Raw genomic sequence first — 12,215 nt, 5'->3', positions numbered from 1 at the left:
TCTCGAACATCGGGCCGGATGCCCGTAGCATCCGGGCATGCCCAACGGTGAGCAGGGACAGCAGCAGACACACGGAGCCACCCCCGCCGGCGGGCAGTGGTACCCGCCGGAGTGGCCCGACCGGATCCGCGCGCTCGCGGACGGCTCCCTCACGCCGGTGGAGCCCAGGCGGGCCGCCACCGTGATGCTGCTGAAGGACACCGCGGCCGGACCGGTCGTGCACATGCTGCGCCGGCGGGCCTCCATGGCCTTCGCCGGCGGCGCGTACGCCTACCCCGGCGGCGTCGTCGACCCGCGCGACGAGGACCGCCTCGTCGGCTGGGCCGGACCCGACCTGGACACCTGGGCGGCCCGACTCGGCACCGACGCCCGCACCGCCCAGGCCATCGTCTGCGGGGCCGTCCGCGAGACCTTCGAGGAGGCGGGCGTACTCCTCGCGGGCGAGACCGCCGACACCGTCGTCGGGGACACCACCGGCGAGGACTGGGAGGCCGACCGGCAGGCCCTCGTCGCCCGCGAGCTGTCCTTCGCCGCCTTCCTCGAACGCCGCGGCCTGCGGCTGCGCTCTGACCTGCTGGGCGCGTGGGCCCGCTGGATCACCCCGGAGTTCGAACCGCGCCGCTACGACACCTGGTTCTTCGTCGCCGCCCTCCCCGAGGGCCAGCGCACCCGCAACGCCTCCACCGAAGCCGACCGGACCGTCTGGATCCGCCCCGCCGACGCCGCGGACGGCTACGACAAGGGCGAGCTGCTGATGATGCCGCCCACCATCTCCACCCTGCGGTCCCTGGAGCCGTACCGCAGCGCCGCCGACGCCCTCGCCGCGGCCGCCGGCCAGGACCTGGAACCCGTACTGGCGCAGGCCGCGCTGGAGAACGGCGAGGTGGTGCTCAGCTGGCCCGGCCACGACGAGTTCACCAAGCGCGTCGCCTTCGGAGGCGAGTCGTGAGCGATGCCGCAGCCCTGCCCGGACAGCCGCGCGGAGTGGTCTCCTCCGGACCGGCCACCGCCCGCGCCACCAACATCCTGGCCCCGAACGCCTCGCCCATGACCCTCGACGGCACCAACACCTGGCTCGTCTCCGAGCCCGGCTCCGACCTCGCCGTCGTCATCGACCCCGGCCCGCTGGACGAGGCGCACCTGCGGACGGTCGTCGAGACCGCCGAGCGCGCGGGCAAGCGCATCGCGCTGACCCTCCTCACCCACGGCCACCCCGACCACGCCGAGGGCGCCGGCCGCTTCGCCGAGCTCACCGGCACCAAGGTCCGCGCCCTGGACCCGGCCCTGCGCCTCGGCGACGAGGGGCTGGCCGCCGGGGACGTGATCCGCACCGGCGGCCTGGACCTGCGCGTGGTCCCCACCCCCGGGCACACCGCCGACTCCCTCTGCTTCCACCTGCCCGCCGACCGGGCCGTCCTGACCGGCGACACGATCCTCGGCCGCGGCACCACCGTCGTCGCCCACCCCGACGGGCGCCTCGGCGACTACCTCGACTCGCTGCGCCGGCTGCGCTCCCTGACGGTCGACGACGGCGTGCACACGGTGCTGCCCGGCCACGGCCCGGTGCTGGACGACGCGCAGGGCGCGGTGGAGTTCTACCTCGCCCACCGCGCGCACCGGCTCGCCCAGGTCGAGACCGCCGTCGAGGACGGCTACACCACGCCCCAGGAGGTCGTCGCCCACGTCTACGCGGACGTCGACCGCTCCCTGTGGCCGGCCGCCGAATGGTCCGTACGGGCCCAGCTGGAGTACCTTCAAGATCACGGCCTGATCCCTGGGGGACCCGAATGAACACGCTGATCCTGCTGCTCGCCGTCCTCGCCTGCGCCGCGTGGATCGCCTCGACGGTGACCCTGCGCATGAAGGCACTGGCGCGCAGAGCGGAACGGCTGGAGCGGCGCCTGGGCCTCGTCCTGGACCACCTGGGCATCGAGGAGCCCGAGCCGGCGGGCCTGGAGGGCGTACGGGCGCTGCTGCGCGAGGGCCGCACGATCGAGGCGATCAAGGCCTACCGGGCGGCCACCGGGGCGGACCTGGTCGAGGCCAAGCGGGCCGTCGAGGAACTGGCGGAAGCCCTCAAGAACCGCGCCTGAGGCTCGTGCCGGTCCCGTGGGCGGGTCCCGGCACGGGGAACTGCGCGATCAGCCACGACCGGGCCGCAGGCGATCGCCGGCGCGTCGCGGCCCCTCCCGCGGAGCGCTCAGGCTCAGCGCGGGGTCTTCGTGCCCAGCCGGGCCGTGTACTCCTGCGCGAGCCACGGCCCGAGGTCCTCGACGAACGCCCGCGGCACGGCCGGGTCCGAGACCGGAGCCAGCGCCACCGCGGCCGCGGCCCGCATCTGCGCGGCGCGCTCCGGGTAGTACCGCGCGAAGACCTCCGCGGACTCGGTGAGGTCGCTGGTCCAGCCGCCCCAGCGCGGCATGACGAGCATGAGCCCGGTGCGCACCAGATGCCGGGCGAAGCCGCGGCTGATCCGTGTGACGTCGCCGGGGGTGGCCGCCGCGTCCAGCCGTGCCCGCCAGCGGGGCAGGAGGTCGGCCAGGCCGCCGTTGGTCTCGCGGGCCAGCCGGTCGTCCGGGCGGTAGCGGGGCAGTTGCGCGGCCAGGTCGGGGCCGACGAGCGGGGTGCACAGGCAGGCCAGGAACCAGCCCAGGTCGTACCGTTCCTGCTCGCTCAGCAGCCGGTCCCTGCCGTACAGCAGCACGCCGGCCCCGTCGATCTGCCCGAACTCCCCGTCCAGGGTCCGCGCCAGCACCTCGGCCGTCTCCCGGTCCTCCTCGGCCGGCTCGTGGTGCAGGGCGAGCAGCAGGTCGAGATCGGAGCGGCCCGGCCGGGCGGTGCCGCGCGGCACGGAGCCGTACAGGTAGGCGCTGTGCAGCCGGGGCCCGTACGCGTCGGCGATCAGGCCGCGCGCGGCGGCTACGACCGGCGCGAACGCCTCCTGCACCAGGCCGAGCGACCCCTCCCGCTCGAAGTGCCCGTCCGCGTCCACTCCCCGAGGCTCCACGGCCCCACTGTGCCCGATCGCGGGGGCGCCGGGGCATGCGGGGCCCGGACGGCACGAAGGGGCCCCGCCCGGACCACTTCCGGGCAGGACCCCTCTCGCGTACGGGTCGTACGCGCCGTACCGGTCGTACGGCGTATGCGTACGTCAGCGCGAGCGCTTGGCCAGCCGCTCCACGTCCAGCAGGATCACCGCGCGGGCCTCCAGCCGGAGCCAGCCGCGGCCGGCGAAGTCGGCCAGGGCCTTGTTCACGGTCTCGCGGGAGGCGCCGACGAGCTGGGCGAGCTCCTCCTGCGTCAGGTCGTGCACGACGTGGATGCCCTCCTCCGACTGCACGCCGAACCGGCGCGACAGGTCCAGGAGCGCACGGGCCACGCGGCCCGGGACGTCGGAGAAGACCAGGTCGGACATCTGGTCGTTGGTCTTGCGCAGGCGGCGGGCCACCGCGCGCAGCAGGGCGCTCGCCACCTCGGGCCGGGCGTTCAGCCAGGGCTGGAGGTCGCCGTGGCCCAGGCCGAGGAGCTTGACCTCGGTGAGGGCGGTGGCGGTGGCGGTGCGCGGGCCCGGGTCGAACAGCGAGAGCTCGCCGATCAGCTCGCCGGGGCCGAGGACGGCCAGCATGTTCTCGCGGCCGTCGGGGGAGGTGCGGTGCAGCTTGACCTTGCCCTCGGTCACGACATACAGCCGGTCACCGGGGTCGCCCTCGTGGAACAGGGCGTCACCGCGTGCGAGAGTCACCTCGCTCATGGAGGCGCGGAGCTCCGCGGCCTGCTCGTCATCGAGCGCCGCGAAGAGCGGGGCGCGCCGCAGAACGTCGTCCACGAGTCTCTCTCCTATGTCGACCAGCTCAGGGGACCGTGTTCCCCATTTTGCCGGACGCCTCAAACAGTGCGATCAATCACAAGGATGCCGGACGGACGGGCATGCTGTGCGGCGAGAGGCCAATCGGGGTGGTGTTACCTGAGGTCCGGGCGGGTTCAGGCGGCCGGGCTTAGGCTGGCCGGGTGTCCAATAAGCCGGTGAGAGCACAGGCCAAGGGGTCCGCGCGAGTGACGCGCGCGGCCGATTCAGCTGTGGGCGAACAAGCCCCCGAGAAGGCGCCCGGGCCGCCCCGGAAGCCCGAGAAGAGCCTTCCGAAGCCCTCGGGCAAAGCTTCGGCCAAGAAAACGGAATCCCGGCTGGCCATGGTTCGCCGCGCCCGCAGGATCAACCGGGAGCTGGCAGAGCTCTACCCGTACGCCCATCCCGAACTCGACTTCCGGAACCCCTTCGAGCTGCTGGTCGCGACCGTCCTGTCCGCCCAGACCACCGACCTCCGGGTCAACCAGACGACCCCGGCCCTCTTCGCCGCGTACCCGACCCCCGAGGACATGGCGGCGGCCGCACCCGAGGAACTGGAGGAGATCATCCGGCCGACCGGGTTCTTCCGGGCCAAGTCCAAGGCCCTCCTCGGCCTCTCGCAGGCCCTGCGGGACAACTTCGGCGGGGAGGTCCCGGGCCGCCTGGAGGACCTGGTGACCCTGCCCGGCGTCGGCCGCAAGACGGCCAACGTGGTGCTCGGCAACGCGTTCGGCGTCCCCGGGATCACCGTGGACACCCACTTCGGGCGGCTGGTGCGGCGCTGGAAGTGGACCGAGCAGGAGGATCCGGAGAAGGTCGAGGCGGAGATCTGCGCGATCTTCCCCAAGAGCGAGTGGACGATGCTCTCGCACCGCGTCGTCTTCCACGGCCGCCGCATCTGCCATGCGCGCCGGCCGGCCTGCGGCGCCTGCCCGATCGCCCCGCTCTGCCCCGCGTACGGGGAGGGCGAGACGGACCCGGAGAAGGCGAAGAAGCTTCTGAAGTACGAGAAGGGCGGCCAGCCGGGCCAGCGGCTGAACCCGCCGCCGGACTACCCGGGCCTCCCGGCCCAGCCGCTGGGCGGAGCCCCGGCGGCGGTCTGAGCAGGGCGCGGGCCGCCGCCCTCGGCGGCCCGCGGTGGAACGAATCCGGACCCGGGCTGCGTTGTCCCCGTGTCGGGACGGCGTCGGCACGGCGTCGGGACGGTGTCGGGCCGGTGCCGGCAACAGCAACGGCAGGGAGCAGGGGTGCCTATGACGCGCGGAGCGCGGGACGACAGCGGAGTGGCCCGAGCGGGAGTGGCCCAGGAGGCCGCGCCACCGGCGCAGGATTACGGCACGGCTGGCCCGGAGCCCGCACCGGGCCCCGGGCCGGGCGCCGGATCGGGCCGCGGATCGGGCTCCGCTCCGGGCGCCGGGCATGGTGCCGGGCCCGGGGCCGGACCGGGCTCCGCGGACCGCTGCGACCTGCGCCTGACCACCCAGGGCCTGCCCGGCTGGCTGGAGCCCGTCGTGGAGGCCGTGCGGACGGTCCGCCCGACCCAGCTCAGCCGGTTCCTGCCGCCCGAGGACGGCCGGGGCCGCCAGTCCGCGGTCCTCATCCTCTTCGGCGAGGGCCCCTCCGGCCCCGAACTGCTGCTGATGGAGCGGGCCGGAAGCCTGCGCTCCCACCCCGGCCAGCCCTCCTTCCCCGGCGGCGCCCTCGATCCGGAGGACGGCGACCCGCACACCACCGGCCCGCTGCACGCCGCGCTGCGCGAGGCCGAGGAGGAGACCGGGCTCGACCCCGCCGGGGTCCAGCTGTTCGGGGTGCTGCCGCGCCTGTACATCCCGGTCAGCGAGTTCGTCGTGACCCCGGTCCTCGGCTGGTGGCGCGAGCCGAGCCCGGTGGGTGCCGTGGACCCGGCCGAGACCGCCCGCGTCTTCACCGTCCCCGTGTCCGATCTCACTGACCCCGCCAACCGCGCCACCGCCGTCCACCCCAGCGGCCACCTGGGCCCCGCTTTCACCGTGAACGACGCTCTGGTCTGGGGTTTCACCGCCGGAGTGATCGACCGGATGCTGCACTTCGCAGGCTGGGAGCGCCCATGGGACCGGTCGAGGCAGGTCCCGCTCGACTGGCGCGCATGAGACGGTGGCCCACGTGAACGTGCTGGACATCCTGCTGCTGGTCGCTGCCGTGTGGTTCGCGATCGTCGGCTACCGCCAGGGTTTCGTCGTCGGCATCCTGTCGGTGATCGGCTTCCTGGGCGGTGGCCTCATCGCCATGTCCGTCCTCCCGCTGATCTGGGACAAGGTGACCGACAACGGCACGAAGGTGTCCACCACGATCGTGGTGGTCGCCGTCGTCGTCGTCATCGTCTGCGCCTCCATCGGACAGGCCTTCACCACCCACCTCGGCAACCGCCTGCGCCGCCACATCACGTGGTCGCCCGCGCGGATCCTCGACGCCACCGGCGGCGCCCTCGTGAACGTCGTCGCGATGCTGCTCGTCGCCTGGCTCATCGGATCGGCGCTCGCCGGCACCTCGCTGCCCACGCTGGGCAAGGAGGTCCGCAACTCCCGGGTGCTGCTGGGGGTGTCGCGGGTGCTGCCCGAGCAGGCCGGCACCTGGTTCTCGGACTTCACCTCCACCCTCGCCCAGAACGGCTTCCCGCAGGTCTTCAGCCCGTTCTCCAACGAGCCCATCACCGAGGTCAGGGCGCCCGACCCGGCGCTGGCGCAGAGCCCCGTCGCCGCGGCGGCCAAGCGCTCGATCGTGAAGGTCGTCGGTACGGCGCCCAGTTGCAGCAAGGTGCTGGAGGGCACCGGCTTCGTCTTCGCCCCCGGCAAGGTCATGACGAACGCGCACGTCGTCGGCGGCGTCACCGAACCGACCGTGCAGATCGGCGGCGAGGGCAAGCTGTACGACGGGAAGGTCGTGCTCTACGACTGGGAGCGCGACATCGCCGTCCTGGACGTGCCCAAGCTGAAGGCGCCGCCGCTGGAGTGGGCCGACAAGAACGCGGTGAGCGGCAGCGACGCGATCGTCGCGGGCTTCCCGGAGAACGGCGCGTACGACGTCCGCTCGGCGCGCGTCCGCGGCCGGATCAACGCCAACGGCCCGGACATCTACCACCGGGGCACCGTCCGCCGCGACGTGTACTCGCTGTACGCGACCGTCCGCCAGGGCAACTCGGGCGGTCCGCTGCTGACCTCGGACGGCAGGGTGTACGGAGTCGTCTTCGCGAAGTCCCTCGACGACCCGAACACCGGCTACGCGCTGACGGCGGACGAGGTCCGCGACGACATCCGGATCGGGAAGACCGCCGAACGGCGCGTCGACAGCCAGGCCTGCGCCCTGTGAGCCGTACGGGCGGGTGACCCCGTACGGGTGGGCGACGTCCCCGCCCGTACGGCCCCGGCCCCGGTCCCGGCCCGAAGGGGCGCGGGGAACTGCGCGATCAGCCGCAACCGGGCCGCAACCGGGCCGCAGCGATCGCCGGACCGTCGCGGACCACCGCGGTACCTCGCGCGGAGCGCTCAGGTGCGTGGATGGCGCAGCCGCGCCGACACCCAGCGGGCCCGGCGGCGCAGGATGCGCGGAATCCCGAGTCGGGGGTCGCGGCCCTCGCGGCCGGTCCTCCCGTGCCCGCCCGGCGTCACTGCCGGGCGGTGGTCGTGTGTGGTGTCACCGTGGTCGTGCGTCCAGCCCATACAACGAGCTGTGCCCGGGCGCCAAGGTCGGTAACCCCGTCCGGCGCTGCCAATTGGCCTATGCGCCGGGCAATTGAATGCCCGTAAGACAGTCGGACCGTCATTCCGCCGGACGGCCGCGGCCGCACGGGCGGCGGGCGCCGGGGGTCAGCGGTCGGGTTCCGGATCCTTGAGCCAGTTCACCAGCTCGGTCGAGAACGCGGCCGGGTCCTCCTCGTGCGGGAAGTGCCCGAGCCCGTCGAACAGCCGCCAGCGGTACGGGGCTTCGACGTACTCGCCGGAACCGGCAGCGCTGCGCGTCCGCATCACCGGGTCGAGCGAGCCGTGCAGGTGCAGGGTCGGCACCCGCACCGGCATCTTCATCCGCCGGTTGAACTGGAGCCCGTCCGGCCGGGCCATGGAGCGCATCATCCAGCGGTACGGCTCGACCGAGCAGTGCGCGGTGGACGGGATGCACATCGCCCGCCGGTACACGGCCAGGTCCTCCTCGGCCGCGTCCTCCTGCAGTCCCGGCCCGGACCAGTCCCGGATCAGCTTCCCGACGAGCGCCCCGTCGTCGGCGACGAGCTGCCGCTCGGGGATGAACGGCCGCTGGAAGCCCCAGATGTGCGAACTCGCCCTGGTCTGCCCGAAGTCCGACAGCATGGCCGAGCGCCAGCGCCGCGGGTGCGGCATGGAGGAGACGACGAGCCGGCGCACCAGCTTGGGCCGCATCACGGCCGCCGTCCAGGCGAGGTACCCGCCCAGGTCGTGCCCCACCAGGGCGGCGTCCGGCTCGCCGAGGGACCGGATGACGCCCGTGACGTCGAGCGCCAGGTTGGCGGGGTCGTAGCCGCGCGGGGTGCGGTCGCTGCCGCCCACCCCGCGCAGGTCCATCGCGACGGCGCGGTACCCGGCCTCGGCGAGCGCGGTCAGCTGGTGCCGCCAGGTCCACCAGAACTGCGGGAAGCCGTGGAGCAGCAGCACCAGCGGCCCGTCGCCGAGCTCGGCGACGTGGAACCGGGCCCCGTTGGCCGCGACGTCCCGGTGCGTCCAGGGGCCGTCAAGGCGCACCGCTGTCGCGGTGGTGGGCGGGGTGCTGGGGTCCGGTGCGGTCGCTGTCATGAGGACGAGCGTGCCACACCCACAGCCTGGTCACTCACCGGCCGCGGATGCGGCTTGACGGTCTGGAGGACGGCCGCGGTCTCCTTGACGGAGGCGATGGTCTTCTCCGGCGGCTTGACCTTCTTGAACTTGTTCACGGCGATCAGCGCGAGCAGGCCCGCGAACAGCAGGAACGCCACGCCGACGATGAGGAAGGACCAGGCGAGGCCGAGCCCGAGGTTGTGGATCCCGTACGCGGCGGCGAAGCTCAGCACCGGCAGGGAGAAGAGGGCGAACACCCCGGCGATCGAGATGGCGATGCCGCCGGTCGTCCCGCGCCGGACGTCCTCGCGGAGCTCTGCCTTGGCGAGGGCGATCTCGTCGTGCACCAGGGCGGACATCTCGGCGGTGGCCGAGGCGACCAGCTGGCCGAGTGTGCGCTCGGCCCCTTGCGCCCCTTGGTCCACTGCGGTCATCGCTCTCTCCCTCTGTCGTCGGCCGGCGGCTGTCCCCCGTCGGTCACTGCGTCAGTTCAGATCATGCCGGACGGTCGCCGCCGCCGCTGGACCCGGCCGCCCCTTCGGCCGGCGCGGCGGGCGGCGCGGCGGGCGGTGCGGCGGTCGCTGCGTCGGCCGGCGGGGCGGCCGAGGCGGCCGAAGGGGCGGCCGAGCCCTCGGCCTTGCGGCGGTGCACCGCGGCCTTCTCCTCGTGGATCCGCGCCATCCGCAGGTGGTAGTCCGGGTTGTGCTCCTCGTAGATGTCGGGGATGCCGTCGAGGTCCTCGTCGCGCTCCTCGGCCTCGGTCAGGGCCCGGTACGTGCGGTCGCGCAGCTTGAGCAGGACGCAGGCGACGGTGGCGGCCGTGAAGGAGCCGATCAGCACGGCGGCCTTGACCTCGTCCATGAGGACCGGTTCCTCGGCGAACGCGAGCTCGTCGATCAGCAGGGAGACGGTGAAGCCGATGCCGGCGAGGGAGGCCACGGCGAGCACGTCGGGCCAGGCGAGGTCCCCGCCCAGTTCGGCCCGGGTGAAGCGGGCGGCGAGCCAGGTGCCGCCGAAGATGCCCACCGTCTTGCCGACGACCAGGCCGAGGACGACGCCGAGGGGCTCGGGCCGGGTGAAGACCTGCCCGATGGCGCCGCCGGAGAGGGCGACCCCGGCGGAGAACAGCGCGAAGAGCGGGACGGCGAGGCCGGCCGAGAGGGGGCGGACCAGGTGCTCGATGTGCTCGCCGGGGGAGTGCTCCTCGCCTTCCCGGCGGGTGCAGCGCAGCATCAGGCCCATGGCGACGCCGGCGATGGTCGCGTGGACGCCGCTGTTGTACATCAGGCCCCAGATGACCAGGGCGAGCGGGACGTACACGTACCAGCCGCGCACGCCCTTGCGCAGCAGGAACCAGAACAGGGCCAGGCCGAGGAGGGCTCCGCCGAGCTGCGGGAAGCTGATCTTGCTGGTGAAGAAGACCGCGATGATCAGGATCGCGAACAGGTCGTCGACGACGGCGAGGGTCAGCAGGAAGGCGCGCAGGGCGGACGGCAGCGAGGTGCCGATGACCGCGAGGACGGCGAGGGCGAAGGCGATGTCGGTGGCGGTCGGGACCGCCCAGCCCTCCATCGAGCCGCCGCCTACGGTGTTGACGAGGACGTAGACCACCGCGGGCACGGCCATGCCGCAGACGGCGGCGATCACCGGGAGTGCGGCCGCCTTGGGGTCGCGCAGGTCGCCCGCGACGAGCTCGCGCTTGAGCTCGATGCCGGCGACGAAGAAGAAGACGGCGAGCAGGCCGTCGGCCGCCCAGTGCTGGAGCGACAGGTCGAGGCCGAGGGCGGCCGGGCCGATGTGGAAGCCGCTGACGGCCTCGTAGCTGTCGCCGAAGGCGGGGATGTTGGCCCACAGCAGGGCGGCGACCGCGGCGACGAGGAGCAGGACGCCGCCGACCGTCTCGGTGCGCAGGGCGTCGGCCACGAAGCGCCGTTCGGGCAGCGAGAGGAGGCCTAGGAACGTGCGGCTGCGGTGGTCGGTGGTGCGGGGCGCGGCCACGAGAGGACACCTCCGGGGTGGTGGGACGGCATGACGGAACCCGTTGCCGACCAGACTTCCCGGCGCACCTGCACTTCTTTACGTTTCCCTCACCGTACAGGAGTGCGCGGGAACGAACCGGATGATCATCACCTTAGGTGTGAAAGGGGCATCCGGCGCGTCGCGCGCGCGGATGCCCCTGTCCGGCTCGGAACCCCTGCCGGGCGGTTCCTGCCGGGTGGTTCCTGCCGGGTGGTCCCTGTCGGGCCGTGCCCGGACCGGGCTCAGTCCTCGCTGCCGGCCGCGGGCAGCTTGCTCTGGATGAGGTCCATGACCGAGGAGTCGGTCAGCGTGGTGACGTCGCCGAGTGCGCGGTTTTCGGCGACGTCGCGGAGGAGGCGGCGCATGATCTTGCCGGAGCGGGTCTTGGGGAGTTCCGCGACGGGCAGGACGCGCTTGGGCTTGGCGATGGGGCCGAGGGTGGCGCCGACGTGGTTGCGGAGGTCGGCGACGAGGGTGTCGTCTTCGCTGGCGGTGCCGCGCAGGATGACGAAGGCGACGATGGCCTGGCCGGTGGTCTCGTCGGCGGCGCCCACGACGGCCGCCTCGGCGACGGCGGGGTGTGAGACGAGTGCGGACTCGACTTCGGTGGTGGAGATGTTGTGGCCGGAGACGAGCATGACGTCGTCGACGCGGCCCAGGAGCCAGATGTCGCCGTCGTCGTCCTTCTTGGCGCCGTCGCCGGCGAAGTACTTGCCCTCGAAGCGGGACCAGTAGGTGTCGATGAACCGCTGGTCGTCGCCCCAGATGGTGCGCAGCATCGACGGCCACGGCTCGGTGAGGACGAGGTAGCCGCCTCCGCCGTTGGGGACTTCGCGGCCTTCGTCGTCGACGACGGTGGCGCCGATGCCGGGCAGGGCGCGCTGGGCGGAGCCGGGCTTGGTCTCGGTGACGCCGGGCAGCGGGGAGATCATCATGGTGCCGGTCTCGGTCTGCCACCAGGTGTCCACGATCGGGCAGCGGTCGCTGCCGATGTGCTTGCGGTACCAGATCCAGGCCTCGGGGTTGATCGGCTCGCCGACCGAGCCGAGGACGCGGAGGGTGGAGAGGTCGAACTTGGCGGGGATGTCGTCGCCCCACTTCATGAACGTGCGGATCGCGGTGGGTGCGGTGTAGAGGATGGTGACGCCGTACTTCTGGACGATCTCCCAGAAGCGGCCCTGGTGCGGGGTGTCGGGGGTGCCCTCGTACATGACCTGGGTGGCGCCGTTGGCCAGCGGCCCGTAGACGATGTAGGAGTGGCCGGTGACCCAGCCGATGTCGGCGGTGCACCAGAAGACGTCGGTGTCGGGCTTGAGGTCGAAGACGGCGTGGTGGGTGTAGGAGGCCTGGGTGAGGTAGCCGCCGGAGGTGTGCAGGATGCCCTTGGGCTTTCCGGTGGTTCCGGAGGTGTAGAGGATGAACAGCGGGTGCTCGGCGTCGAAGGCCTGCGGGGTGTGCTCGGCGGACTGCCGGCCGACCGCCTCGTCCCACCACAGGTCGCGGCCCTCGGTGAAGGCGGTGTCCTGGCCGGT

General features: G+C 73.0%; 12 protein-coding genes. 6 read left to right on the top strand and 6 right to left on the bottom strand.

The features are described from left to right. The first annotated feature begins 37 nt into the window (after window positions 1–37). From ACIQUT_RS37490 to ACIQUT_RS37480, 3 genes are read left to right on the top strand one after another with little or no spacing between them, the layout of a single operon-like run. Window positions 38–949 carry an NUDIX hydrolase gene (locus tag ACIQUT_RS37490; RefSeq protein WP_403569860.1) on the top strand — a complete coding sequence of 304 codons (912 nt, stop codon included), beginning with the start codon at window positions 38–40 and terminating at the stop codon, window positions 947–949. Continuing rightward, on the top strand, window positions 946–1,791 hold the full coding sequence (locus ACIQUT_RS37485) for an MBL fold metallo-hydrolase (RefSeq protein ID WP_403569858.1): 846 nt from the start codon (window positions 946–948) through the stop codon (window positions 1,789–1,791). The genes ACIQUT_RS37490 and ACIQUT_RS37485 overlap by 4 nt, the downstream gene beginning before the upstream one ends. Further along, the gene (locus ACIQUT_RS37480) at window positions 1,788–2,093 is read left to right on the top strand and encodes a hypothetical protein (protein WP_403569856.1); all 306 of its coding nucleotides are present in this window, start codon (window positions 1,788–1,790) and stop codon (window positions 2,091–2,093) included. Before ACIQUT_RS37485 ends, ACIQUT_RS37480 begins: the two co-directional genes overlap by 4 nt. A gap of 113 nt (window positions 2,094–2,206) precedes the next feature. Here the strand turns inward: ACIQUT_RS37480 and ACIQUT_RS37475 are convergent, their stop codons facing one another. Beyond that, window positions 2,207–3,007: a nucleotidyltransferase domain-containing protein gene (locus ACIQUT_RS37475; RefSeq protein ID WP_403569854.1), complete on the bottom strand. Its 801-nt coding sequence runs from the start codon at window positions 3,005–3,007 to the stop codon at window positions 2,207–2,209. Between the two features lie 144 nt (window positions 3,008–3,151). Beyond that, the gene (locus ACIQUT_RS37470; RefSeq protein ID WP_010473292.1) at window positions 3,152–3,826 is read right to left on the bottom strand and encodes a Crp/Fnr family transcriptional regulator; all 675 of its coding nucleotides are present in this window, start codon (window positions 3,824–3,826) and stop codon (window positions 3,152–3,154) included. 251 nt (window positions 3,827–4,077) lie between these two features. Here ACIQUT_RS37470 and nth point away from each other — a divergent pair, with 251 nt between their 5' ends. The 3 genes from nth to ACIQUT_RS37455 all read left to right on the top strand — a co-directional run bounded on the left by nth (window position 4,078) and on the right by ACIQUT_RS37455 (window position 7,189). Further along, entirely contained in the window at window positions 4,078–4,947 is an 870-nt protein-coding gene (nth, locus tag ACIQUT_RS37465) for an endonuclease III (protein WP_403569852.1), read from the top strand. A 144-nt stretch (window positions 4,948–5,091) separates the two neighbouring features. Further along, entirely contained in the window at window positions 5,092–5,973 is an 882-nt protein-coding gene (locus ACIQUT_RS37460; protein ID WP_403569850.1) for an NUDIX hydrolase, read from the top strand. 13 nt (window positions 5,974–5,986) lie between these two features. Then, the gene (locus ACIQUT_RS37455; protein ID WP_403569848.1) at window positions 5,987–7,189 is read left to right on the top strand and encodes a MarP family serine protease; all 1,203 of its coding nucleotides are present in this window, start codon (window positions 5,987–5,989) and stop codon (window positions 7,187–7,189) included. A 497-nt stretch (window positions 7,190–7,686) separates the two neighbouring features. Here the strand turns inward: ACIQUT_RS37455 and ACIQUT_RS37450 are convergent, their stop codons facing one another. The 4 genes from ACIQUT_RS37450 to ACIQUT_RS37435 all read right to left on the bottom strand — a co-directional run. After that, window positions 7,687–8,643, bottom strand: a complete 957-nt coding sequence (locus tag ACIQUT_RS37450) for an alpha/beta fold hydrolase (RefSeq protein ID WP_403569846.1) — start codon at window positions 8,641–8,643, stop codon at window positions 7,687–7,689. Next, window positions 8,640–9,098, bottom strand: a complete 459-nt coding sequence (locus tag ACIQUT_RS37445; protein ID WP_403569845.1) for a phage holin family protein — start codon at window positions 9,096–9,098, stop codon at window positions 8,640–8,642. The genes ACIQUT_RS37450 and ACIQUT_RS37445 overlap by 4 nt, the downstream gene beginning before the upstream one ends. Before the next feature lie 61 nt (window positions 9,099–9,159). Further along, window positions 9,160–10,662: a Na+/H+ antiporter NhaA gene (gene nhaA, locus ACIQUT_RS37440; RefSeq protein ID WP_403569843.1), complete on the bottom strand. Its 1,503-nt coding sequence runs from the start codon at window positions 10,660–10,662 to the stop codon at window positions 9,160–9,162. 263 nt (window positions 10,663–10,925) lie between these two features. Beyond that, window positions 10,926–12,215: acetate--CoA ligase (locus ACIQUT_RS37435; RefSeq protein WP_403569841.1), on the bottom strand; the 1,290-nt coding region annotated here is incomplete at its 5' end.

The organism is Streptomyces sp. NPDC090445, from assembly GCF_044769385.1.
Classification (GTDB): domain Bacteria; phylum Actinomycetota; class Actinomycetes; order Streptomycetales; family Streptomycetaceae; genus Streptomyces.
The sequence above is the reverse complement of the archived record's forward strand: the minus strand, read 5'-3'. Positions and strand labels throughout refer to the sequence as shown.

Excerpts from the sequence above, each read along its gene's own strand:
- ACIQUT_RS37490 (WP_403569860.1), top strand. The coding sequence starts at position 38 with ATGCCCAACGGTGAGCAGGGACAGCAGCAGACACACGGAGCCACCCCC.
- ACIQUT_RS37480 (WP_403569856.1), top strand. The coding sequence starts at position 1,788 with ATGAACACGCTGATCCTGCTGCTCGCCGTCCTCGCCTGCGCCGCGTGG.
- ACIQUT_RS37450 (WP_403569846.1), bottom strand. The coding sequence starts at position 8,643 with ATGACAGCGACCGCACCGGACCCCAGCACCCCGCCCACCACCGCGACA.
- ACIQUT_RS37445 (WP_403569845.1), bottom strand. The coding sequence starts at position 9,098 with ATGACCGCAGTGGACCAAGGGGCGCAAGGGGCCGAGCGCACACTCGGC.